24 protein-coding genes are annotated in these 25,350 nt (G+C 40.3%); 6 read left to right on the plus strand and 18 right to left on the minus strand.

What is annotated here, in order from left to right:
• Positions 1 to 60 precede the first annotated feature (60 nt).
• A complete protein-coding gene (locus VHO47_05155; protein ID HEX2978480.1) occupies positions 61 to 1,851 on the minus strand; it encodes a WD40 repeat domain-containing protein in 1,791 nt (596 codons plus the stop codon).
• 207 nt (positions 1,852 to 2,058) lie between these two features.
• Entirely contained in the window at positions 2,059 to 3,381 is a 1,323-nt protein-coding gene (locus VHO47_05160; protein ID HEX2978481.1) for an amino acid carrier protein, read from the minus strand.
• Between the two features lie 100 nt (positions 3,382 to 3,481).
• On the opposite strand from VHO47_05160, the gene ruvX reads away from it, so the two are divergent.
• The 4 genes from ruvX (at position 3,482) to VHO47_05180 (ending at position 5,413) form a co-directional block, all read left to right on the plus strand.
• Positions 3,482 to 3,892, plus strand: coding sequence for a Holliday junction resolvase RuvX (gene ruvX, locus VHO47_05165; protein HEX2978482.1), 411 nt, complete (start codon positions 3,482 to 3,484; stop codon positions 3,890 to 3,892).
• Between the two features lie 301 nt (positions 3,893 to 4,193).
• Positions 4,194 to 4,928 (plus strand): tRNA (adenosine(37)-N6)-threonylcarbamoyltransferase complex dimerization subunit type 1 TsaB, encoded by a 735-nt coding sequence (gene tsaB, locus VHO47_05170; protein HEX2978483.1) that lies wholly within the window; start codon positions 4,194 to 4,196, stop codon positions 4,926 to 4,928.
• Positions 4,929 to 5,003: 75 nt separating this feature from the next.
• The gene (locus VHO47_05175; GenBank protein HEX2978484.1) at positions 5,004 to 5,201 is read left to right on the plus strand and encodes a hypothetical protein; all 198 of its coding nucleotides are present in this window, start codon (positions 5,004 to 5,006) and stop codon (positions 5,199 to 5,201) included.
• An 11-nt stretch (positions 5,202 to 5,212) separates the two neighbouring features.
• A complete protein-coding gene (locus VHO47_05180) occupies positions 5,213 to 5,413 on the plus strand; it encodes a hypothetical protein (protein HEX2978485.1) in 201 nt (66 codons plus the stop codon).
• Positions 5,414 to 5,422: 9 nt separating this feature from the next.
• Here VHO47_05180 and VHO47_05185 read toward each other — a convergent pair whose 3' ends face one another.
• From VHO47_05185 to VHO47_05200, 4 genes are read right to left on the minus strand one after another with little or no spacing between them, the layout of a single operon-like run.
• Positions 5,423 to 6,193 carry an ATP-binding cassette domain-containing protein gene (locus tag VHO47_05185; GenBank protein HEX2978486.1) on the minus strand — a complete coding sequence of 257 codons (771 nt, stop codon included), beginning with the start codon at positions 6,191 to 6,193 and terminating at the stop codon, positions 5,423 to 5,425.
• A gap of 12 nt (positions 6,194 to 6,205) precedes the next feature.
• Entirely contained in the window at positions 6,206 to 6,982 is a 777-nt protein-coding gene (locus tag VHO47_05190; protein HEX2978487.1) for an ABC transporter permease, read from the minus strand.
• A 33-nt stretch (positions 6,983 to 7,015) separates the two neighbouring features.
• Positions 7,016 to 7,309: a preprotein translocase subunit SecG gene (gene secG / locus VHO47_05195; protein ID HEX2978488.1), complete on the minus strand. Its 294-nt coding sequence runs from the start codon at positions 7,307 to 7,309 to the stop codon at positions 7,016 to 7,018.
• A gap of 26 nt (positions 7,310 to 7,335) precedes the next feature.
• Complete coding sequence (locus tag VHO47_05200; protein ID HEX2978489.1) at positions 7,336 to 8,106, minus strand: triose-phosphate isomerase family protein; 771 nt, start codon at positions 8,104 to 8,106, stop codon at positions 7,336 to 7,338.
• A 295-nt stretch (positions 8,107 to 8,401) separates the two neighbouring features.
• Between VHO47_05200 and VHO47_05205 the strand changes: the two genes are divergently transcribed.
• Complete coding sequence (locus tag VHO47_05205; GenBank protein ID HEX2978490.1) at positions 8,402 to 9,514, plus strand: hypothetical protein; 1,113 nt, start codon at positions 8,402 to 8,404, stop codon at positions 9,512 to 9,514.
• Between the two features lie 7 nt (positions 9,515 to 9,521).
• On the plus strand, positions 9,522 to 10,589 hold the full coding sequence (locus VHO47_05210; GenBank protein HEX2978491.1) for a hypothetical protein: 1,068 nt from the start codon (positions 9,522 to 9,524) through the stop codon (positions 10,587 to 10,589).
• A 57-nt stretch (positions 10,590 to 10,646) separates the two neighbouring features.
• Here the strand turns inward: VHO47_05210 and VHO47_05215 are convergent, their stop codons facing one another.
• The 12 genes from VHO47_05215 to VHO47_05270 all read right to left on the minus strand — a co-directional run bounded on the left by VHO47_05215 (position 10,647) and on the right by VHO47_05270 (position 25,350).
• Positions 10,647 to 12,203 carry an ankyrin repeat domain-containing protein gene (locus VHO47_05215; protein HEX2978492.1) on the minus strand — a complete coding sequence of 519 codons (1,557 nt, stop codon included), beginning with the start codon at positions 12,201 to 12,203 and terminating at the stop codon, positions 10,647 to 10,649.
• A 92-nt stretch (positions 12,204 to 12,295) separates the two neighbouring features.
• Positions 12,296 to 13,000, minus strand: a complete 705-nt coding sequence (locus VHO47_05220) for a hypothetical protein (GenBank protein HEX2978493.1) — start codon at positions 12,998 to 13,000, stop codon at positions 12,296 to 12,298.
• A 19-nt stretch (positions 13,001 to 13,019) separates the two neighbouring features.
• Positions 13,020 to 13,787: a hypothetical protein gene (locus tag VHO47_05225; protein ID HEX2978494.1), complete on the minus strand. Its 768-nt coding sequence runs from the start codon at positions 13,785 to 13,787 to the stop codon at positions 13,020 to 13,022.
• 207 nt (positions 13,788 to 13,994) lie between these two features.
• On the minus strand, positions 13,995 to 15,626 hold the full coding sequence (locus VHO47_05230; protein ID HEX2978495.1) for a hypothetical protein: 1,632 nt from the start codon (positions 15,624 to 15,626) through the stop codon (positions 13,995 to 13,997).
• Between the two features lie 81 nt (positions 15,627 to 15,707).
• Positions 15,708 to 16,526, minus strand: coding sequence for a glycosyltransferase (locus VHO47_05235; protein ID HEX2978496.1), 819 nt, complete (start codon positions 16,524 to 16,526; stop codon positions 15,708 to 15,710).
• A complete protein-coding gene (locus VHO47_05240; protein ID HEX2978497.1) occupies positions 16,468 to 17,463 on the minus strand; it encodes a GDP-L-fucose synthase in 996 nt (331 codons plus the stop codon). The genes VHO47_05235 and VHO47_05240 overlap by 59 nt, the downstream gene beginning before the upstream one ends.
• Entirely contained in the window at positions 17,450 to 18,583 is a 1,134-nt protein-coding gene (gene gmd, locus VHO47_05245; GenBank protein HEX2978498.1) for a GDP-mannose 4,6-dehydratase, read from the minus strand. The genes VHO47_05240 and gmd overlap by 14 nt, the downstream gene beginning before the upstream one ends.
• 130 nt (positions 18,584 to 18,713) lie before the next feature.
• Positions 18,714 to 19,751, minus strand: coding sequence for a mannose-1-phosphate guanylyltransferase (locus VHO47_05250; GenBank protein ID HEX2978499.1), 1,038 nt, complete (start codon positions 19,749 to 19,751; stop codon positions 18,714 to 18,716).
• A 1-nt stretch (position 19,752) separates the two neighbouring features.
• A complete protein-coding gene (locus tag VHO47_05255) occupies positions 19,753 to 20,493 on the minus strand; it encodes a polyprenol monophosphomannose synthase (protein ID HEX2978500.1) in 741 nt (246 codons plus the stop codon).
• Positions 20,490 to 21,860, minus strand: a complete 1,371-nt coding sequence (locus VHO47_05260; GenBank protein HEX2978501.1) for a hypothetical protein — start codon at positions 21,858 to 21,860, stop codon at positions 20,490 to 20,492. The genes VHO47_05255 and VHO47_05260 overlap by 4 nt, the downstream gene beginning before the upstream one ends.
• Entirely contained in the window at positions 21,857 to 24,046 is a 2,190-nt protein-coding gene (locus tag VHO47_05265) for a bi-domain-containing oxidoreductase (GenBank protein ID HEX2978502.1), read from the minus strand. Before VHO47_05265 ends, VHO47_05260 begins: the two co-directional genes overlap by 4 nt.
• Complete coding sequence (locus VHO47_05270; protein ID HEX2978503.1) at positions 24,043 to 25,350, minus strand: nucleotide sugar dehydrogenase; 1,308 nt, start codon at positions 25,348 to 25,350, stop codon at positions 24,043 to 24,045. The genes VHO47_05265 and VHO47_05270 overlap by 4 nt, the downstream gene beginning before the upstream one ends.

Below are 25,350 nucleotides of genomic sequence, written 5' to 3' on the forward strand. Positions count from 1 at the left end.
TATTCTAGCCGATTATTTTTTTTTGCGCGAAATATCCCTAGCAACTGATTACATAAAAAATCAGTAACCGACTTTTTGTCTAATAGTTTGCCACCAAGTTGTTGGTTCTTCTGACTGTTTTTTTTCAGAGAGCGGCAGGTCAATTTTTTCGAATTCTGATACTTCTTTCTCTACCGCTTCTTCATTTTTTGCTTGTTTTGATCTAGCAGCAGTAAACAGTAAAGGATTTTCTAAATAATTATGTAAAAACGGTGGCAGTTTTGCCCGCATACTTATCTTTATATCATTAGGTATCATTAGCGAGAATGGTTTTTGTGCATTCGCGTTACTCGCGACTTGCTCAATAACGCCCAAGTATATAAGTGTTTCGGTATCGATATAACCGTTTTCGAACGCAAAAAGATCAACTACCCGTATACCCTGCTGTGTAGCCGCAACTATCATTCGGTTATCGGGACTGAAAAGCACTGCATTAACACCCGGGATGGAAATCGTATGTTTGATCTCGATCTTACTATTTACGTGACCAACAAAAATTTTACTCTCGTTTCCGGCCACGAACTTTTTTCCATCTGAGCTAAAAGCTACCGAATTCAACCGCGCACCAATTTTTTCAGAAGTTTGATAGGTCCTCTTATTTAAATCCAGAAGATAAATTACCGTTTCTCCGCCAATAATGAGTTGATAATCGTTTTTTTGGTTAAAAGCGACTGAAAATAATTTTTCTCCGAAAGAAAATTCTTCTTTTTTACTATCGTTTGAAAATAAACGGAGCTTTTTATCATCCCCAGCTATTGCATATAATTTACCTGAAGAAGCAAAAGCAGCTCCGCGAAATATGGTGGCTGGTTGGGTTGCAAGATCTTTCTGCTGATTTGTTTTTGCATCGAAATATACTGCGTCTCCAAATTGAGTAGCAACTCCCTCTTGCGCGAAAGGATGAACAGCAACCCCATTAATAATTGCCTGCGTCTGGATTTTTCGCTGAACATTAAAATTTTTTGTCTCTATAAGCTGAAGATCGGTTGCTGATGCGCCAACGAGTAAATTCTGATTATCTCCCAGCGCAAGCGAAGAATAAATAACTCCCTGCTCACGCATCTCTTTTAACTTGCTTCCCGTTTTAAAATTCCAAACCGCAAGATTACCATTACCATTGGAGGCAATAAGATCTTGTTGGGCATTGTTTTTAAATACCAATGCTCGCGCATCTTGGTTGCCATCAAATGCAAAAACTCTCGAACTAATCCAACCCACTATTTGATTATAACTTTCTATTAAACTGCCTCGAAGTGCGGCCTTAATTTCTTTTGAATATTTTGCGGTGGAAAACCAGGACATAAACTCTAAAAGTGGATCCAGAATCTGCTCTTTTTCCATCATTTTTTCAGTAATTTTTATATCTTCTTGCCCACTCAATTTTTTTGCAAGAACTGAAAGAGCGATGTCTTTGAGCAGTTGCATTTTCAAATCGATTGCCGCCTGCACAATACGAACAAGCACATACGGAGATGCATAGTAACCCTCGATTTGTTGTTTCAGTTCTTTTGGCTTATCCAGTTGGTCGGCTAAGTTCGTCAGCACCAAATATTGAGCCTTCGATAAAACACTCAAATCGATAGTTGATTTATCTTGCGCCATGAGTTCCTGAATAACCGGAGAGGCTAGAGCGACTTTAGAAAAGCTAGTGGTATCAATTTCGCTTGATAAAATTTTTGTCTCAAGTCCTTTATCTCCAGTAATTTGAATTTTCATACCTAGAGGGCATTCGACCGGTTTCTGCATGCAGTTTGATGAAAAGCAAAACAAAATCTGCACTAAGACGAAAAATATTTTAGATAGCACATTCATAATTGACCCCCTTGAATAAACGCTATAAAAAATTTTAACGAAATGCGTTAATCTAAATCAAGTATAGAGCTTTGAAAAATTAAGCTACTGGTTACGGAGCTAATCGATCTAAATTTTTTAAACGCTTTTATCGCCGCAACTGAAGCATCTGCAAGACCTGGAACCCGAACAATAATCTTTTTTTTAATATGTTTGTTTCAAAAAAAGCTAATAGCTTGATTTTCGCATCTCTTTGGCAATAAGTGGCAATAGCCACAATAATCCTAAAATATTAATTATTAGCAACCCTGCATTTACCAGGTCACTCAAATTCCAAACTAAATCGACCCTACTAATCGAACCAAAAAATGCGGAGAGTGGAAAAATGATTTTGAAAAGCCGCTCAAATCGGCCGTTTGTCACAAAAAGCCAACAAGAAAGCGAAACGTAAGCGTATGAAATCATCACGCCAAGCCCAAAAACAAGCGATAAAATCGTAACGATTAATCCACCAAAAGATCCAAAAACTGTTTCATAGGCGGCGATAGTCAACGCCAATCCTGTTTGGCCTGAATGGGCGACACCCGTCATTACAATAATTAAAGCCACCAAAAAACACACAAGATTTGCGCTCATGAAAACGCTGAGCATAGATAAAATCCCGTTTTTTCTTGGCTCAGCAATATTAGTGCCTCCAAAAAATACGGCAGCTGAACCCAGGCCCGCCTCGGATGCGTTAATTGAGCGAGAAAAACCATAGCGCATCGCTTGTTGCACACCAAATCCTGCAGCGCCCCCAGCAATTGCCGCTGAGCTAAATCCAGATCTAATAATGAGCGAAAGCGCAGGAACGAATTTATCATAATGATAAACAATAATGACAAGCGCCGTGCTAAAAAAAGCTAATACCTTAAAAGGAACCACCGCATCGACAATGCTAACAATTCGCTCCGCTCCGCCGGTAATTACATAAAACGCAAAGCTAAATAAAGCTAAACCCACCAACCATGCAGGAACACCAAAAAGATAAACGCATCCCACGCACATCGAATTTGATTGCATTCCAGCGCTAGCTGCAAGGCCAAGAAAAAGGAGCAAAAGCGCATACATACGAGAAAAAAAATGCCCTAAAGGAAGCCGCTGTAAATAAATCATCGGGCCGCCGACTGTTAAATCTGCTTGATGTTCAGGTTTAAAATAAGAACCTAAAAAAACCTCCGCAAACCGCAAACCCATTCCTAAAAAACCAAAAATAAAAACCCATAATGCTGCTCCCGGGCCACCAGAAGCGACCGCTGTCGCCATTCCGGCAATACTGCCATTTCCGGTACTGATGCTCAGCGCATTAAAAAGCGCTTCAAGCGGAGTCATATCCCCCTTACTTCGATTCATTTCTTTTTTAAGAGTGAGCCGCCACGCGGTAAAAAAATGGCGAAATTGAACAAACTGGCAGGCCACCGTTATTGTGGTAGCCGCAAAAAAGATAAAAAGTAGGAGCGGCCAGTGCCACAAATAATCGTTTATATATGCTATACTGCTATTGATATCCACTGAAAAAGTCTCCTTGTTTCTAAACTAACATCGGTGTAGGTTATTGACTGTGCAGTCTATAACGCAAGAATATTTTTATCCATTATAAAGCGATCCTAAAATGAAACTCCTAGCTCTTGATCTTGGCGACCAATGGACCGGCATCGCTATTTCCGATTCTCTTTTATATACCGCAAAGCCAGATCAGGCTATTGCTACAACTGCGCTCAATAAAACGCTCGCTCAAATAATTGCAAAAGAATCTATTAAAACAATTATTATCGGGCTGCCCATAACGCTCAAAGCGCGTGAAAGTGAGCAAACTACTAAAGTACGTGTAATGAAAGAAAAACTGGAAAAAGCGTTTCCCGAAATAAGTTTTATCTTATGGGACGAACGATTGACCAGTAAACAGGCGGCAGAATTAAAGCCAGTTCGCAATAAAGAAGAAAAATTGCATAGGCATGCAATCGCCGCAGCGTTTATTTTGCAGTCCTACCTCGATTATTTGCAATACCAGAAAAATATATAAAAAAAGAGTTCCTAAAATACTCAATTTGTTATACTAATATGATATGCTGGTTAAAAAAGAGACGAGAGTAATCGAAGCAAGCATCCAACAGCATACCATTTAAAAAAGCTGGTATTCTTGAGGGTTCCCATTTGTTTTCTTAAGAAAATAGATGGGATAAAAAAAGGAGTGGTTATGCGGTGCAAAAAATGCGCAGGGCTTATGGTTCTGCAATCTTTTTTTGATCATTTTTTAAATTTTGAAGGATGGAAGTGTTTAAATTGTGGCAAAGTAATTGCCAAAAAAGAAAAGACACTTGAATATGATGCGTTTAGCATCTTCCATCAGCAACAAAAATGCAAAAACCGAAAATAGAATGAGTTTATTTTTTTTAGCCGTGCAAGCTACGTACACCTCACTAGAAGTTGGGATTTATCGCGACCAACAACAGCTTGCAATTAAGCAACTTGAAAAAACTTCGAGTAATTTATTAATTGATACCATTGCTGCACTTCTGAAACAACAGAATCTTTCGCTAATAAATCTCGCATTTATCGCAGTAAATAGAGGACCGGCTCCTTTTACCTCGCTGCGCGTTGCTCTTGCAACCGTCAACGGGATAGCTTTCAGTTCTGGCATTAAACTTGTAGGCGTCGACGGTTTGCGCACCTTCGCGCAAGCAGAAAGCGCTCCAGATTTTCCGCCAACCGCCTTTCTATTAAACGCGTTTAATAACGATGTTTATTATGCGGTTAAATTGCCAAATACAGAACTTGAAATCGGATGTGCTCCGATAGATGATGTTTTGTCACAGATCTCAAAAAAAGATGCGCATCATTGGCGCTTTATGGGCAATGGAGCAATACTTTTTAAAGAAAAAATCGATTCTCTGTTTAAAAAGAGCACGATCGAAACAGAACCAATCTATCCTTCATTGCTATCGGTTGCTCACGCAGCCTTTTCATCGTGGCAAAAAAAAGCATTAATTATCGATCGAGCGCTTCCGCTTTATTTAAAAGAAACGCACTACAAAAAAAGCGCTCTAAATCACAACTAGAAAAAACCTATTATTGCATTATTGTCATACTTTTTACTATTTTAAAAATCGATAGTTATTAAAAAGGGCAGCTCAATGCATAAATTATATAAAAAAGCGGTCAATTATTTTTCTCATCACGTGATGCTCGGGCATACAGTTCACTTTGCCGGTGGATTTGGCCTTGCATTACTCTTGCAATATTATGTGCAAGGAAGCGCATTTTTACCCCCCGTTGTAGGCTGGGTACTTTTAGCAATTTCACTCGCTGCTCATATTCTTCCATTTGCATAAAGAGGTGTATTATGTCTGAGATTCATTTAAAAATAATGTCTTTTTTCGGTCAACATATTATTTTTGCAAACCTAACCCATTTGGCTGCAGGATTTGGAATCGCAGTTTTGCTGCAATATTACAAAAAAGGTAATTCTTTTGTGCCGCCATTGATTGGATGGGTATGTGTCGCCTTTGCAGCTGTTGCGCATCTCATTGCTTTTTTTAGCTAAGATTATAAATCAATCTTCATTTTGATTTGCATCTGGTATCTCAGTAGTGATCGGGCCCCGAGAAAGGCCGCGAATGAATTGATACACATAGGGATTATCACAATCCCAAATCGTTTTTGCGTCCCCAAAATACCGAATCTCCCCTTCATGCAAGAGCGCGACGTTATCCGCAAATTTGAATATTTCAACATCGTGCGAAATAACGATCGAAGTAATAGAAAGGCGGCATTGCATATCGTACATCAGTTCATGAATAACGCGTGAAGTAACAGGATCAAGCCCGGTTGTCGGTTCATCATAAAGAATCACTTTGGGCTGCATTATAAGAGTGCGAGCCAAACCGACACGCTTTTTCATACCGCCAGAAAGTTCTGAAGGATATTTATAAAGTACATCTTGGGGCAAATTAACGAGTGCCAACTTTTCGCGAACAATAGGCAGCACTTGATCAATCGCAATTCCCGCTTCAAGCAACGAAATGCCAATATTTTCAAAAACATTCAATGAATCGAGTAGCGCTGCAAACTGAAAAACATAACCAAACTCTTTAAAAACAGATTCTAATTGCTCGCCATCGAGTTGTGTAATATCCCGTCCATCCACAACAATCGCGCCAGAAGTGGGGGCGATCAGCCCAATAATTTGCTTGAGCAAAACAGATTTGCCTTCACCAGAGCGACCAATAATAACGGTCATTTGATGATCTGGGATTTTTAAATTAACGCCGCGTGTAATCAAGCGGCCGTCAAACTCTTTTCTTAAATCTTTGATCTCAATCATTCTATTCCTCACTCAAAACAAAAATGCGGTCAAAAAATAGTTTGCGATCAAGATCATTATCGATGCAACCACAACGCTTTGAGTCGTTGCACGGCCAACGCCGCGCGCTCCGCCTTTGGTGTTATACCCCTTGTATGCACCAACCCATGCAAGAATGAGCCCAAAAACACTCGATTTAAAAAGCCCCTTTATAACATCTTGCAGCTGCAAATGGCGCGCAATGCCGTTCAAATATTGATGACCATTAAGCCCAAGCACATACACCGCAATTGCATATCCGCCAAGGGTCCCAAATACAAAAGCAAACAGCGTAAGAAAGGGAAGCATTAGAGTGCTTGCAACAATGCGAGGCACCACTAAGTATTGCCACGTATTAATGCAAAGAGTACGAAGTGCGTCAATTTGTTCCGTAATTCGCATAGTGCCAATTTCTGCAGCGATTGCAGAACCGGCTCTGCCGGTTACCATCAATCCAGTAAGTACGGGCGCTAGTTCTCTTGAAAGAGAAAGAGCAACGATTGGCCCCATAAACTCGTGGCCGCCAAATCGTTTAAATCCGATATAGGTTTGGAATGCTATCACTGCCCCGCCAAACGTTCCCGTAAGCACGACAATGCTGAGTGAATCCACGCCGATTGTTTGCATTTGAGCAAACGTTTTTCCGATTTTCAAACGAGTGGTAAATAGAGTTTTTGCGCAAATAGCAAAAAAAATAATAAAGGAACCAAATCGATTGCAAACATTAAGCACGTACCGGCCAATTTCGTCAACTACCTTTATAAAGGCCATGCACGATCCAAATTTATCAGCAAAAAAGGATAATTATAACGAAGGTTGCTGCCAGCTAACCGATTGTGCGCCGGTTAAATAACGCGCTGAACGAACTTCACTCGATTTATACAGCGAAAGGAAAAGTGAACCGCCCATAAAAATCGCACCCAGCACCCAGGTCATTTTTTGAAACATATCTTGGCCGCCAGAACCACCAAAAAGAAGTTGGGTACCGCCGCCCAAGTTACCAAGGCCCATGCTGCCTTTCCCTTTTTGTATGAGCACCAAAAGCATCAAAAATAGGCAACAAAAAACGTAAAGGGAGACGAGCAAACCGAAAATCATAAGAAACCTCAAACCGGTAATGAAAGTTATTCTACAGACGATAATACTATTTTTTTGAGCGTTTGAAAATCGGTACTCGCTTTACCGACGAGCAATCCCCGTAACAATGCGATTTTCCAGAATTTGCTGGCGTTGCCCTCGTCAACACTTCCGCCATATAAAAACCCGATAGTATGCTGAGCCGACAATGAAACAAAAAACGCATCGAGGCGCTCAAAAATAGTTTGAATATAATCTGCTTGAGGAATTTTTCCGGTACCAATGGCCCAAATTGGTTCATAGGCAATATAGATAGTTTTGCTGCCTTCTATTTTTTGCAGCGCGGCCAAAACGGGGCCTAACTGGTGCTCTAAAACCTCTTGCACCGATCCTGCATTAAACTGCTCGTTTGTTTCGCCGATGCAAAAGATCGGTATAAGATTATTGGCGAATGCCTGTTCAATTTTGTGTTGCAACAGTTGATCGTTTTCGTGTGATCGAGCTCTTTCTTCGCTGTGCGCTATAATGCAGTAACTACACCCAATCTCTGCCAGTGAGCGTGCCGAAATTTGGCCCGTATACGCACCGGAATAAAATGCGGCGCATGTTTGCGCACCAAGAAGCACATTTGATTTTTGTATTACTGAATGAACAAGGCTCAAGCTTTCGGCTGATGGACAAATAACTGCTTTGCAATCAACAAAAGCGGAGAGCGCCTGCAAAATCTCAGTGTTTTTTTCTATACGATCTTTAACTTCGCTACATGAAAGATACATTTTCCAATTTGCGACAACAATACGCGCAGCATTCCGCTTCATATTTTACCTTTTTTTGAAATGTCTTCTTTGGCAAAAATAACAGTTAGCTAACAAAAAATCCAACTTAGAAAATTGACAAATATCTAATATACAGAAAGAATTTACTTCTGGGCATATTAAACAATTAGAGAATGCTTTACCAACACTATAATAAACTCTAACTACTTGACCCCTAAATAAGCGCTTGGAAAATTCTAAGCGCTTATTTTTTTAAAAAACCTTAATAAACAATAGTTTTTTTGATCCATCCAGCTATTATTAATAGGCAAAATTTATTGTTATTAATGGAATCACAATGATCAGTCAACTATTCCTACTGCTTTCGATCATATCGTTTTTTTCGCTTAACTCGATGGAAGGGAATAAAACTTCCTTAGACGATTACATAGCAAAAAATCTTGAAAATTATTCTACCTATCATGAAACTCCGATTAACGGTTTGACTCTCTATGATCTTTCTGAAAAAATGCCAGAAGCGCTTGAAAAAAGTGTCTTCGAATGGGCAACAAAGAATAAGGGTTTTCTACAGATTGCAATTCGACTTAATAAAGAATTTGATTTAAAAAATCCTCCATCTGAGCAAACTCTCCAAGAGCTTTCTAAACTTCTAGCTCACTGTAAATTTGAAAATAAATCTGCAGAAAATGTGATTATTCCTGTGCAATTTGAAAACGAGAATTGGTTTATTAAATTTGCAGGCCCGTTACGCAGATGGCAAACGCTTAATGCGACCGCAATCTGCTGCCAAAAAGAAGTGCCGGTTGAAAAATTGATAACCTATCAAACACCCAGTAGCGCCGCCTACAACCTTCACTATCAAAAAATATTCCAACAGGAAAAAATAGAGCACGTAGAACTTCCGCCAACATACCTTGCGCACGTGCCAGGCCGTCCACCCTTACAGGAAGGTGTTTCTGATGAGAATTGCTTTATCGTTCAAAAAGAGGTTAAATATTTTTCACTTCTGAAGAATAATCTCGACGATTTACATCACATTCCTGAAGCTGCTATAAAAAATCTGCTAACTCTTATGGTTAAAGGTCCGCTCTTCGATTTAGAACACAATTTGGCTTTTAATCGTTCTACAAAAAATTTTATTATGGTAGACCTGGAGCAATCATGGGGAGAGTCTGGGTATTTCTTTTTTCAAAGAAATGATGCAATGATCAGGAAAAAGATTGGCCAAAGTATTTTAGGATTTTTATCTTTGTTGCTTAGAGGCTCCGAGCGCTACCCCTCAGAAAATCTTAAAAAAACTTATAACACCTTTTGCACGGAGCTCGATAAGTACAGCGAAATCAGCAGGGAGTTTAATCAAGATATCGGAATTGCGCTCAAGCGATCGGCGATCGAAGAAATTTTTGACGAAGATGTATCATTAAAAAATAAATCTCTCAAAAGCGAGTAACTAAATTATGCATAAAGTTTTTTACACTGTTCTTATTATTTTTTCGTTTGCCAAAATAAACGCAATGGATTGGCAAAATAAAGAATCAATGCTCGACCCAAGCATCTATCAGCAGTATTGCGGAAAAGAGCTCAATCCTGAAAGTATTCTCGAACTTGCCGATCCGATGCCAAAAAACATTCAAAGCTTCTTTGATGAATGGACGAACGATAATAAAAATTTTCTGGATAAAACGTTACCACCAAATAGCAAAATTGATATTTCGAAAAAAAACGATAGCCGCTACACTACCCTCTTCCAGTCTGACATACGTAATTTTGGCTACTTAAACGAGTCAGAACTGAATGCTGCATTACCAATTATGATTTCGACAGAAAAATTCTATTTCAAATACGCGGGTTTACTTCGCAGAGCATGGAATCTGGAGGCAACACTTAAGCGTGATACATCGCTCAAGCAAAGCGATGAAGTTCTGACATTCCAGACGGTAACCCAAATCCCAGTCATCTTGCGCCTAAAAGAATGCATTCAAAAAGAAAAAATTACCGGCATTAAAATACCAAAAACCTATTTAGGTATCATACGCGATCGCCTAGCACCGGTTGCACACGATTATAACACAATCCTTGTACAAGAAGAAATGGTGGGCTTCAAGCCGCTTTATCTCCAAACAAAAGAACTCGAAACCATCAGCCAGAAAACGGTGGATGATTTGATAAAGCTCATTGAAGTTGGGCCAATATTCGATATCACCGTAAATCTTTTGTTCAACCCAAAAACAAAAGAGCTTGGTCTCTGTGACCTTGAATTAGACTGGAAGCAGCCCGCTCAGGATTTTTTTAATAAAAATCAAGAAGCAATAAAACAAACAGTAGCAGACAGCATAAGCGGTCTTTTAAATTTGGCCAAAGAAGCAGGAGAAGACGCTCAACCAAAATCGGGCAGATCTTTTTTAGAAAAATTATATGGCAGTGTTTATTATAATCCATCGTTGCTTAAAAAGCTCGACCATACCCAGCTTGAAAAAATTGGAAACGCCTACGACCAAGCGGAAGCTAGTCTGTTTTGCAACTAAAAATTGTCGATGGCAAAAGCGTTCACGATAGAGCGCTTTTGCCACTAAGATATGCTCCTATAATTCCTGCGCTAACCGATTCAATCCGCCAGCTAGCTCATCTAGAGAATTTTTTAAGTCGGGTGCTTTTTTTACTGATTCGTTTTTATTTAATAGCATGGTTAAATATAATGCTACATTCTTTTTTTTCTTAAGATTTGCCTCGCTTAACATGGTGGCTGTAATATTCAACCCATTCTGGACGAGCAATTCTAAAATACCCACATCATCGTTTTCAAGTGCATAATCAAAAGGAGCTTTGTCGTAAATATCAACTCTAGTTAAAAATTGCTTTGAGCGTTGTGCTACTTTTTCAAGAACATCTAAAGCACGCGCACGAACTTTTTTATCATTTTTTTTATTTGCAAACAAAGCCGCCAAAATAACTGGTGTCCTACCATTTTTATCGACTAAATCGGTGCGGGAACCTGCTTGTAAAAGAATATCCACGATATCAAATTTTCCATTTTCGATCGCCAACATCAATAATGTTTTTCCTTCAGGATTTTGTTGATCGAGAGGAACGAAAAGTAATTGATTTTTTTGGTGCTGAGTCAAAATTTTTTCAAAAAGGTACAGGGCCGCTTGATAGTTGGCCAATTCTGGATCGGCAGTCTCTATAATTATTGCGGGAATTGCGGCGATGAAATTCTTTACGAATGTTTGCAAATGTTGCGGCGCGTTCAAACTGGCATTCGGCAGGAGATTAGGAATTCGTTGGTATAGATCACGAGCAACGATCCAATTTCGATCTTGAATAGCCTTTTCAAACTTAGCGAACTCTTGAAATGAGATTCCTGTTTGCAAGTCTTGTTCAAGAAGTTCGCGTACCCTTTTCCATTCAGGCACATCGCTTTGATTTACGACTACTTGAGTAGCAAGATCAAATGCAGTTTTTCCGTCAGCATTTTTAATCTCTTTGCTTGCACCTGCAATTATAAGCTTTTCAATAATACCTAAGCTTTTTTCAGCATCAACTTCCTGTGCATTCGTGCCTATATTTTTTTTCTTAATAACTCCTTTTGCTGCATACATCAACGGTGTTTCAAATCGATCATCAATATCATCAATCAATTGTTTTTTTGTTATTTTTGGCGATAGAGAACTGAGCACTTCAGGAGAAAGATTGAGAAGAACATCCAAAATTTCCGGATTGCCATTAAGAACTGCATAATGAGCCGGCCCTCGACCATAATCATCGCGACCAAGTGGAGCGTTAGCTTTTACAAAAAATTCAAATAATTGTGGTGCAAGCTGGTTTTCAGGTTTTTGTTTTGAAATCTCCAAAATTACTTTTTTTAGATCGGGCACTTCAGTCACATCTGCCATCAAATTCAAGCGTTTTAGATCAACCCTGAGACCGCCAATAAGCGGGTATAATTGCTCACTGCTGATTCCACCAATCACTTTTTCATCGCCAAGGTTTTGCAATTCGTGAAATGCTTCTTGGTAATTTGAATCGGCCACAATATTTTTAACCATGCGTTTCAGAATATCTAAAACCCCATAATGAGGCACCATTGCGTGAAGCGTAAGGGGCAAAAGTAATAAATAGAGCATTATTTTTTTTCTCATTTGCATTCCTCTTTTTGAGAATAAAACTACCCAAAAAATAAAGCGCCCGGCAAGATTACCGAGCGCTTTTATTTTTTAAACTACGTAAAAAACTATCTACCAAGAAGGGCAGTTCTCAATCCGGTAAGTTTACCAACCAGCCCACGGAGCCCTCCTGCCATATCATCGCTGACTACGTGAGAACCCAATTGAGCACCCATTTTTTTCAATTCTTTACTCATTGCATTGCACAAATCTTTATCCATTATTTTATTTGCATTAGTTCTGCATTCAGTCACATAATCAAGTGCCGTTTTTCCTTGATAATCAATAGCATTGATAAACCGATCAAATTCTTCCTTAGGAAGATCGCGTTGAGCAATCTTAGCAACTGCGATTACCATCTCCAGAGCAACTGGTTCGTCTTTCTGTACGAGCTGATGGAGCAGAGTTTGCTTATTAGCATTTATTTGTTCAATTTTACTACCCAAGGCCACAAGGGAGCTCATTATTGATTTTGCATTATCGAATTCTCGTTGATTTGCGTAGTCTTTCAATACGATCATTTTCAAAGCTTCGTGCAAAATATTAAAATCTGCAGGCATTACATATTTTTCAAGATCGGCATCAGAATTAATTCCGTAATTCCTAAGTGATTCGACCGCGCCTCGAATAATATCCATTTTGTTTGTATCAAATGCTCCGCGCGTGATAGCGTTTTTAATCTGCCCCAGTGCGGTGATTATATCTTTTTTGTCTACCGCAAAAGAATTTCTAACAAAACATAAAAATATAATGGCTAATAGTGTTCTTTTCATTATTATTCCTTAATGATTTTTATTTTATTCTGGCGGCCAATGCATCAAGATTTACCTTTAACGACATTAAAGCGTGATGCATCTTGCCTGTTCCAGTTTTTTCGGACCGTTCTCTTATTATTCGTTCCCTTAAAGCGATAGCGGTTTCACCATTAGCATCAGGTATATCTTGGCGTGCTCCATCTTTTACAAGCGCAGCATAAAACTCAGCGCAAACTGAAGGGCTCAACAATGCTCCATTGGAATCCTGGCATGCAACAGCAAAATGCATTACTGTTCTGCCATCGTATATATTTTTTTTATTGATCAAAGCATTAAAGGCGGCCGGTGAAAGCGATTCCCGAGCCCCCATGAGAAGATTATTAAATATTCTGGGCTCTTCGAAAAATAATGCTTTATCTAATAAAGTGATACCAGTTTTTTTGCCCTCAACCGTGATATCTTCATATTGCACATCCGCCCCAAGATCAATTAATTTTTTTATTATTCTCTCCCCAGTACCCCGCTCCTGATTATTTTTGTATCTGCGTACCATCCCTGCCAAAGATTCGGTCAAATATTGAAAACTTTGTAGGCCACGTTTTTCTAAATCGGCCTTTTTTGATATCCCACTCGTCTCTTGAAGATTATCCAAGATCCTTTTCACGCTCGCAAAGTCTTGCTCTCTAATCCTTTCAGAAATATCTTTGAATGTAGCTCGCAAAACATTATTTCCGATTTCCATTTCGCCGGCCATTAGGCTATTGATAGTGAGCAAAGCCAATGCGACCATGTTATATTTATTCATCTACTGTCTCCCTTTTTGCAGAATCATTTTCAAACTACAAATTTCATCAAACCATACTTTATAAAAAAAATAAACCGCACATTAGAACTAATAAAGATAATACCCCGATTTTTGTATACTAGGTCAATATTTTGAGTAGATATAGTAAAAAGAAGAGCGCCCAGGAAACCCTGAGCGCTGTGAAAATATCGGTGCTTCGTTAGCTTTTTATAGTGCCCGTGCCAGCGCTCTTAAACTTCTGCTTAATGCATTAAGGGCGCCATCTAGCCCCTTGCCTACCGGCGGTATTATCACGATAGGCGTATTTTTCTTTTCAATTTCTTCTTTTATATATTGGTAAACGGTTGGATGATTCAATTCCACTTCAAGTGCCGCAGCAAAAGCAGCATCGTCTACTGGCGCACCCGCCCTAACAAGTAGTTTAACAATGAGCAAGTTGCCTTTTGCTATCGCATATTGAAGAATATTTCTATTTCCATTCACCAGCCGATTGAAATTGATGCCTTTGCTTTTTAACGTCAGAACATCGGAGACCGCAGCAACTTCGTTTCGATCTATAGCAGCAACTAATTGGTCGGTGATATCCCCTTGCTGGCCTTTGCCTTGATCTTTTTCTTGCATTAATTCGCTCGGCTTTCTTACTGCGTTGGTATCAGGGTCAAGAGCAGCTATTTGATCGTCTGCACCATTGCGTATAAGTAATTCATATATCTCCTTGTATACAGGAATACCTGTTCTCATGTAGCTTAGTGCTGCTAAAAAAAGAGGAGTGTCGCCAGCTTTTGCCTTTAGATTTACTATTGTTTTAATGGTAGATTGACTCAATAAATTAGTTAATTTTTGAATAACTAATTTTAGCAAATCAAAATTACCCGTAGAGACAATCCAATGAAGGATATTCCCACCATTTATTTGATCAGTAAGGCCATATTCAAAATTCTTGCCAGCCGCATCTATTAATTTCCCAATAAGCTCTTCTTGCTCAGCCTTTGTTCCAAGTATTTGATCAACGGATAATTGAGCCGCAGCGAACGCGGCACCGGACCAAACGGGTGCATACTCTGGCCGCTTTGCAATATCGGCATTAAACTTCTTAAATAAATTGAGCGCTCCTATAATATTTTTTTTGTCCAGAAGCTCGCTCATTTTGTCTTTAACTTCTTGAAGGGTGAGCTCTCCTGGTTCTTTACTAGGTTTACCTAGTGCAACATTAAGCGCATCAACTATTGGCTTATTATTTTTTGAGTAGCTTAGAGCCCGTTCCATAACTTCAACCGGTATTTGGCCTTTGCCTTTTTGTAGGAACAACTTCACCATATCAAGATCACCCGTAGAAGCGATCAATGGTAATAAATCTCGATCCCCGAAATTAATTTTAGTTTTGAGATCTTGCAAAATCGCTTTTGCTTCGTCATCTTTAGATAATTGAACTAGTCGCAAAAGCTCATCAGTTTGGTCGCCCGAGACGCTCTCTTTCTCAGATTGCCGCCTCTCCCATTTATCAACGGCCTTTTTAAGCTGTCTATCTTGCGCAAAGTTGGGCAGCTTCTTTACATCCTCTATGTCGCCCCCCGTCAGCGCATCTCCGTATCTGTCAACAAAATAATATACAGTATCATAGTATTTCTCGCTTAGAGCTTTTTCGAACAGGGTCCAGTTAACATTTTGATTTTTATAGTTTGGGTCCACGATATTATTTTCATTAAGAAGTAAGCTGTTCGCCTTAACTCTGTCACCAGTAGCTAGCGCCGCTGCCACATCCTCATTCACTATTCTTTTCTCCATCGCACCAAGCGAAACACATAGCGCAATAAGCCCAAAAAACACACTTCTTTTCATAAAATCTCCCTCTTTAATCTTTGAATTTATTTGCAAAATTAGCTAATACTTCAGCCCTTTTTCAAGATTAGTTTATCGTAACTATTTCAACCAGCTTCCTGCCCAATGATGAACCGCGTACGATTCGGGGCAAATCCACTGCTCGCGGGGCGCTCCTTTTTGATAATAGCCGCATGGATATAAATATGATGCTGGCAGCACCACATCACGCCATCCAAAACTTCCTGCAAAGTTTCGGCATATCTCAGTGAAAAATAAAGGACCCGTCTTGAGCACAATCGGAATAATACCACGCCGGGTATGCATCAATTCAATAGTTTTTCTCAGTAATGGATGGTTTTTTGCCGCACCAATGATACCAATACCTAATTGCAAGGTAGCAGTATCGAGCGGCTGTAATCCAACATAAAAATCAAAAAGCTCATGAATCTCATCAAATGGGCGCAAACATTCTTCATCAATATCGGCATAAAGGCCCCCAAATCTTTCCAGAATTTCATAGCGCCAAATATCGGACTTCTCGCCATAATTATTCGTCGCATCAAACATATCTTTATTGATCATTCCAAAGGATGCGACGTCATCATCGCCCCACATCCTATACTCCCATTCAGGATTCATTCTTCTCCATGAAGCGCACCATTCGTGATATTGATCTGGAAGTTTACCTCCAAGCCAAATTTGGTGAATTATTTTAGGAATACGAACGATGCCATCCCGCTCAAGCTGCTCAGATTTTTTAAAAAGTGAATACCAGTGGGATAGATCAGAAATTATGTGCTGCCGAGAATGCACCTGCGAAAATTCGTGCCAGCGCATAGAGGAAAAAAAATCTACCCATTCAAATGCAATGAGTTTCGCGCTGCATAAAAGGCTCGCGAGCAAGATTATGCGTTTCATTATGTTCTCCTTTTAATTTCTTTAAATACCACGCATAAGCTTTCTCTAGCCCATCTCTTAAATTAGTCTCTGCTTGCCAGCCCAGTTGATTTATGCGCGAGCTATCAAGAATTTTGCGTGGTGTACCATCTGGCTGCCCACTATCAAAAGTAATTACCCCTGGATAGTTAACAATTTCGCAAATCATAGTGGCCAGTCGCGCGATCGATATTTCTTGACCACTTCCAACATTAATTATTTCAGATCCATTGTAGCGCCCCATAAGAATAAAAAGTGCTACTGCTAAATCATCCGCATATAAAAATTCACGCAAAGCGTTTCCCGTTCCCCATAGTGCTATCGAAGGTATATTCTTCTCTTTTGCTTCATGAATTTTCATAAGGAGCGCCGGAATAACATGCGAACGCTCTTTATCAAAAGTGTCTCCAGGGCCATATAAATTAGTAGGCATGGCACAAATAAAATTTGAGCCATATTGTTTGTGATATGCTTGCGCGAGCTTTATTCCAGAAATTTTTGCAATCGCGTACGCCTCATTTGTCGCCTCAAGAGAACCGGTCATTAAATATTCTTCTTTTATTGGCTGCTCGCACAATCGAGGATAAATGCATGAAGATCCCAAAAATAAAAGCTTTTTCACACCGTATGCATGAGCTGCATGCATCACGTTAGTTTGAATCATCAAATTATCGTAAAGAAATGAAGCGGGAAAATCGTTATTTGCTTTAATACCGCCCACAAGCGCCGCTGCCAGAAAAACAAAATCAGGTTTTTCTTCCAGAAAAAAATTGTTTACATCTTTTTGATTGCGTAAATCAAGTTCGTCTTTTTTGCGTATGATGAGATGCTGAAAACCCCGGGTTTTCAATAAACGAACTAACGCCGAGCCAACAAGCCCTTCATGGCCTGCTATATATATTTTTTCATTCAAATGCATCAACTTTCCTTCCCCTGGCTTCTCTGTTTTTTTCTAAATGGGCAGGAAAGAAAGAAATGTTTTGCTCAATTGATTCTTCAAGCTGCTGCAGATCGTGTTGGATCATAATTTTTACCAGCGTAGAAAAATCAACCTTCGGCTCCCAACCCAAAACCTTGAGTGCTTTTGAGGCATCGCCGCAAAGTTCATTCACTTCCGTTGGGCGAAAATAGCGCGGATCAATCGCAATAAGTGGTTCGCTCAACACGCCAAATGCAGCATCGTACCCTTTTTCGTCAATGCCGGATCCGTTCCACATAATCGTAACCCCAATATGCGCAAAAGCAGTTTCAACAAACTCGCGAACAGAATGCGATTTTCCGGTAGCGATCACAAAATCGTCCGCTTTTTCTTGCTGAAGCATGAGCCACATCGCTTCCACATAATCGGCAGCATAGCCCCAATCTCTTTTTGCATCGAGATTTCCTAAATACAATGCGGTTTGTAAACCGTGCGCAATGCGCGCAACCGCTCGCGTTATTTTTCGCGTAACGAACGTTTCGCCACGCCTTGGGGATTCATGATTAAATAAAATGCCATTGCAAGCAAAAATATTATACGCTTCTCGGTAATTAACGGTAATCCAATGCGCATAAAGTTTTGCTGCAGCATACGGTGAGCGCGGATAAAATGGCGTTCGCTCATTTTGCGGCGTTTCCTGCACTTTACCATATAATTCGCTCGTTGACGCTTGATAAAAACGAGTAGAATCTGCTTGATCAGAAAGCCGAATTGCTTCCAAGAGTCGTAATGTGCCGAGCGCGTCGCATTGCGCCGTATACTCTGGTGTTTCAAATGAAACCGCGACATGGCTTTGCGCCGCTAAATTATAAACTTCGTCAGGTTTAATTTCTTTGATAAGACGAACCAAATTTGAGGTATCTGTAACATCACCATAGTGCAAAATAAATGGCGCATCGTGCGATTCATGTCGGTCTTTATGAAGATGATCAATGCGTCCTGTATTAAATGATGATGAGCGACGTTTAATACCATGAACCTCATATCCTTTTGAAAGCAGTAATTCAGATAAGTAGGCTCCATCCTGGCCGGTAATGCCAGTTATAAGTGCTTTTTTCATCCCATCTCTCTCTTTTTTTTAATCCGCTATGATTCCTTCTACGCTCTCCGAGCTATGCATGACAGGTCGATACAGATTTCCGCTCATCCCGAGTGAACGCGCTTCGCGTTTGTATCGAAGGATAAAAATATCACAAGTAATCTTCGCCAAACTCCTGCCGCACTTTTTGCACCAACTCTTTTACTTTTTCAACTTCAGACCGTTTAATAATAACAATCGCATCATCAGTTTCTACAACGCACAAATCATCCACGCCAACGAGTCCAATAATTTTTTTTGTTCCTGAGACCAAATTATTTTGTGCATCGACCGCAACTATTCGTTGCATTTCGGTCGCTGAACTCAGAAGTAAAAACGTTTCCATATTGCCAACATCAGACCAGCCAAATTGCACAGGAGCTACAAAAACATCTTTGCTTTTTTCCAGAACCGCATGATCAATCGAGATGTTAGGGCATTTTGCATATGCTTTTTCGTCACCATTAAATGCAGCTTGCACGCACGCATAAACTGCCGGCGCATATTTTTTAAATGCATCAATGAATGATCGAGCTGTTCCACAAAAAATACCAATATTCCAAAGCATATACTGATTGCGCAGATAATCGTGCGCCGTATCTTTGTTTGGTTTTTCATGAAAACGTTGCACAGGATAAATTGTGGAATGAGCGCGTGATCCAGGCGTATATTCAATGTAGCCGTAACCAGTTGCTGGATGCGTTGGATGTAATCCAAGAAGTGTTATTCCCGGATGCTTCACAGCAAACGCTGCTGCATCAGCTAAATGCTCGCGTAGCATATGGGGATCAGCAATATAATGATCTGCTGGCACAAAAATTAATACCGCATTAGGGTCTTTTTCAGCGATTTGTAAGCAAGTCAGTAAAATTGCAGGGCCAGTGTTTCGCGAAATAGGCTCGGCAACAATCGTGCCCACTTTCTCGCGTGCCACTCCACTCACCACTTCAAGTTGCTGCTTTGTCGTTACTATCATGAGTCGTTCACGCGAAATGAGCGGCGCCAATCGGTCAATAGTTTCATCCAAAAGTGAACTTCCGTTATTTCCGAACGGCAGTAATTGTTTTGGGCGGTGTTCCCGGCTCAGGGGCCACAACCGTTCCCCTTTGCCGCCCGCTAAAATAATTCCGTACATTGGTATCGTCATCATTTCACCTTTGCTGCACATAAACGGAGCGCTTAAAGAGGCGATCATAAAAAAGAGAAAGAAATTTTTTAGCCGCTTCTGCCATAATATTAATCGATAATTTTGATTTTCCGTGCAAGCGGCTTTGGGCGTGTATAGGAACTTCATCAATTTTTAACCCTGCTTTTTTAAAATAATAAATCGATTCCATGCAGAAAGAGAAACCACGCGAATCAAGATTTTCAAAAATGTTCGGATCGAGAGCAGCGACACGGTAAAGACGAAATGCGCCCGTACAGTCAAAAGGCATACCAAGCCCTTTTGCTATGAGCCAGCGCCAAAAAAGTGTAAACGGCAGGCGAATTTTGCCCCAGCCGCTCATCTTTCCGCCAGAAGTATAACGAGAACCGATTATAATATCTGCATCGTTCTTTTTTGAAAGAAGAAGCGGAATATATTTTGGATCGTGCGTAAAATCTGCGTCCATGGTAATCAGATACTGATAATCTCGTTGACGCGCGTAGCGAAACGCTTCAATATGTGCGGTGCCCAATCCTAATTTGCGTGAACGATGCATAACACGAACAGCGCTATCGTGCGCAGCAATTTTGGCAAGTACGTCACCAGTGCCATCGGGCGAATTATCATCAATAAAATAAAAATCTATTGGCAGGTTAAGATTTTTGATTTCTTGATAGAGTTTTTGAACGTTTTCACGCTCATTATACGTGGGAACCGCGACGACGATTGAATTTTTTAATGTCATTGAGCTATCCATAAATTAGAAAGTACTTGCTGATCATATGCGCTTTTATTAAAAAGCTTATATAAAACAAGTATGCCAAATGATGCAAAAATAGTCAGCATCGGCTCAATAACGAGCCTATAGCGCGCACATCCATCGTGCCCGGTCACAAAAATGAAATAGCCGCAAAATGCCAGAAAAAAGAGCGCCAGCCAATATGCTCTTTTTCTTACCAGTACCATAAGGCCGGCGATAATTAAACCGTACCGAATAAGATTAAAAATAAACTCGGCCCACCCTATTAAAATAACAATACCATTAGGAGCACCGCGCCTAATATAATTATTTAACTTTTCTATCCCAGATCCGTCAGCCGAAGATAATGAGGTTGGTGTGCCTTTGAGCTGCTGATTGAGAAGTAATTTCAGTTGCGAAGTGAATAGTCCCCCAACTGTTTTGAGCATGCTCTCGCACCAAAGCCGCATTATAAGAAATGGTTTTTTTCTAACAAACCCAAAAAACTCTTGCTGCGCTGCCGCCCACCGTTTATTACTGGTTCGTTTATAATGGCCGAACGTTGCATCAATTTCCTGATACGCTTGTTCGATCGTTATATGTTGATCGGCACTTTTAAGCTTTGCTAAAAAATAGTAATAGATATTTTCTTGCATGGTCGGTGCAATTTGAGCTACGCCGTACGTATAATAATTATACGCAAGTAAAAGCGCCATCGGAATCCAAATATAAAAATTAATCATCCCGAAATATGAACGATTTATGCGCGCATAATTTGGCAAGAGCTTTAGCAGAATCATAAAGATTGGTATAAAAAATAATGGCGTCGGTTTTATAATCAAACATAGTCCGAACGCACTGCTTGAGATCACCAACGATCGATACGATCCATTTTTGAGAAATACTATTAATCGTTCAAAAAAAAGTATGAGCAAAAAAGTAGCAATGGTTTCTGTTAAAATAAATTGCGCAAAAACTAAAAATCCAATATTTATGCAACTTAATAAAAACGCAATCCGGCCCGCGAGCATGCAAAAAAGCTGCACCGCTGCGGACCAAATTAAAAAACAAATAGCTAGCGTTAAAAGAATCTGCAATAAAATTATGAGTTGATAATGTGCACCAAAAATCGCGTAAATAACTCCCATGAAGAGCGGATAGCCAATCACTTGCACTGGTATATCCGCATGATCAGGATCTTTTAACTGATGATTTTGCGCAAAATTTATCGCAATTCGTTCATAGCCATACGAATCTAGATCAAAGTGCTGATCTTTTTCCGGCGATGCAAACCAAAGAATGCACGAAAGAAAAACAACAGCACTCATTCCAAATGCCGCGTTTATTTTATTTGCAGTAATTGCGCCATTCATCTGAGCTCTTTAGTTCCGCCACCCGCACACGCGAGCTGGTCGATCACAAGCGTAATGTGTGCAACGTTATATAGTCGCTCAAGAGAGATTGGCGCATTAAAAACCGGCTCTTTAAGCGCACCAAAGAATTGATTAATCAACTCTTCATGCCCTTTATCGGGAGAATTAGTCGTTTCGTTAAATGAACGGGGTAATCCGTATCCAACAAGCGTTTTATAATCGTCCATCACAATAGATTTTGAATCATAGAAAAGTTCCATGCGCTCTTTACCAAGGCCGCTATGCCCAAGAGCCGTATACATAAGCGTACAAACAGATCCATCTGCAAAACTGATTTGTGATGAAAAATTATCGGTCGGAAACAGATCGTCATTTGATGGTTTTATCGATTCGACAGAAACAGAAACGGGCTGTGAATCGGTCAGATAACAAAAGAGATCAAAAATATGGCACGCTTCGCCAATAATTCTTCCTGCACCAACTTCGGTTTGCACCCAATGATCTTTAGGAATAAATCCGGCGTTCATACGATAATGAATAAGTAGTGGAGAAGTACGTTTTGCGATAGTTCGTTTTATCTTCTGAATAAATGGCGCAAATGAGCGATTATAATCTACAGTAAATGGCGCTGCGCTATTTTTTTTCAGAAAATCATATAAACGATCAAGTTGATCAAAATCGGTGACCATGGGTTTTTCTAAAAATACCGCTTTACCACGCTCAAGCGCCGAAAGCGCTTGATCACAATGATATTTGTGTGGTGATGCAATCACTACTGCGTCCACCGCATCTTGTTCAAAAAGTGAACAATCTTTAGTGAATGGCCCACATTTTGCATCATAAATTTTCGATGTCGTTATTCCGTTTGCAGTATTAGGATCAACGACCGCATTAATATTTACATTTTTAATACGTGCAATAAGAGGCATCAATTTTATTTTTGCAAAACCACCTGCGCCAATAACGCCAACACGAATCTTGTCTTTTATCGCGGGAATAAATTTAATTTCTCTCGTTTCTTCTTTTATATTTTCTGCTTTTTGATGAGCAACATTGCCAGCAAAATCTTGCTCTGAATTGTTGAAATCGATCACAACACCAAGCGCTTTCTTCTCGCGCAAGAGAGCGTATCCCTTTTCTGCTTCATCAACAGGAAGCGATGCGCTAATAAGTGGATCAATGTGCAAACTACCCTGCTCAATGAGCGATACGAACGCCTGCATATTTCTGTTTTCGGTCCAACGAACATAGGCGTACGGATAATCGATACCATCTTTTTCGTAGGACGCATCGTATCTCCCGGGGCCGTACGAGCAAGAGATGAGAAAATCGATCTCTTTTTGGTAAAGGGGCGCACGCTCAAGCGCAAGCCCGACGTCTCCAACAATAATTACTTTCCCTTTCTTGCGCGTTATCTCCATCGCTTGCTGCACGAGCGCGTTACTGCTACTTGCGGCTGCAATAATGGTGCTATCGACTCCTTGGTGAGCCGTAAGCGCATTCAGTTCTGTTTGCAGGGACTGTTCGGTGCTATTAAATACGTAATCTGCACCAAGCTTTTTTGCAAGATCCAATCGTTCCGGCATTAAATCTACACCAATCACCGTGCATCCAGAATTTTTGAGCAATTGAACCGTTAATTGACCTAAAAGGCCAAGCCCTATAACGGCGACAACGTCGCCAAGTTGTGGCTGCGCGCGGCGAACGCCTTGCAACGCGATCGCACCAAGTGTTGTGTAACTTGCTTGCTTAAGAAATGATTTATCGGAAACTTTTACGACCAAATTTTCTGGAACGCAGACAATATCGGCATGGTTTGCAAGGCCGGCTCCTGCGCATGCTACGTAATCGCCCGAACGAAATTTCGTTATTTTTTTTCCAACCGCTATCACGGTTCCTGAGCATGAATAACCGAGCGCCTGTAGGTTACCCGCAAATCGTTCGCGAATCAGCGCCTTCGTTCCTTGCACGCCGTTGGTTGCTATTGATTGCAGAACTTTTGCAACCTTCATGGGAATATTTGAAAGAAGCATATTTTGGGGCGATGCGTTTGCTATCGTTGCATTTTCAGTACCAGGGCTTATGCATGAATAATGCACCTGGATCATAATCAGGTGATCATCTAAAACCGGTTCGCATACTTCTTTTATGGTAATCATTCCTTTTTCTAGAAATACCTGTCTCATAGGCCGTCCTTTCCGTACATGCGATAGAAAGCGTTGCTTGCAGGCCAATACATTTGTTCCTGACCTTGCTCTTTATGCGGCTCATAAAATAATCCGCAGGTGTCGAGCACAATTTTAGAGGCGAGCGTTTCTTTATCGATCGATTTAAAAATTCGATGTTTTACTAAACAAAGTACAATGTCTGCCTGCCCGAGTCCTTGAGCAAGCGTTACCACCTGAGCGTTAATTAATTTCGTAACGGATGATGGAGAAATATGTGGCTCACAAATCATTAATTCTAATTGCTCTTTTGCAAGTGCTTCAGCTATGTGAACTGCAGGCGATTCGCGCATATCATCAATGTCTGGTTTATAAGAAAGCCCGAGAATTAATACCTTGCATGGTCGCTGATGCATCAATTTCCAGCGTACAACCTCTCTTTTAACTTGATGAACCACCGCTTCCGGTTTTTGATCATTAACTTCGCGCGCCATTTTTAAAAGGGCTGTATGCTCAGGAAAAGTCTCAATTAAAAACCACGGATCAACTGCTATGCAATGACCGCCAACGCCGCACGATGGGTTAAGAATAGAAACGCGCGGATGTTTATTTGCAAGTTCGATTACTTCAAACGGATTAAGATTCATTGAATATGCCATTCCAGCAACTTGATTTGCAAAAGCGATTTGCACATCACGTGAACTGTTCTCCACTAATTTTACCATTTCAGCTGTCGCAGCGTTCGTTAAATAAAGCGGCCCGACTACAAATTTTTTATAAAATTGTTTTGAAGTTTCGATCGATTCAGGATTAATGCCGCCAATAATGCGCGCATTCGAAACCAATTCTCTAAAAATATTTCCTGGTAACACACGCTCAGGGCAATGCGAAACAAAAAAATCTACGCCAGCTTGCAAACCCGATTGTTGACTCAGCAAACGGGCTAACCGATCGGTTGTACCAACCGGAACGGTAGATTCTAAAATTACCGTATCACCTTTTTTGAGTACCGACGCAATGTTAGATCCCGCACTCCACACATAATTTACATCGGCCGTTTTATCTTCATGAAATGGAGTCGGCACCGCTATAATAAAACAATCGGCTTGTTCTATAGTTGCGGTTGCGCGAAACAAACCACTTTTAAGCGCCGCGCCCAATTTTTCAAAAATTTCTGGCTCTTCAATAACCGGATCGTAATTATTTATACGCTCCACTCGCTGCACATCGATATCATATCCAACCACTTGAAATCCGGCTTGCGCCGCAACGATAGAAGTTGGCAGGCCAATATAACCTAACCCAACAACACATATTTTTTTCAT

It is taken from the genome of Candidatus Babeliales bacterium (assembly GCA_036260945.1).
In the GTDB taxonomy this organism is placed as follows: domain Bacteria; phylum Babelota; class Babeliae; order Babelales; family JACPOV01; genus JACPOV01.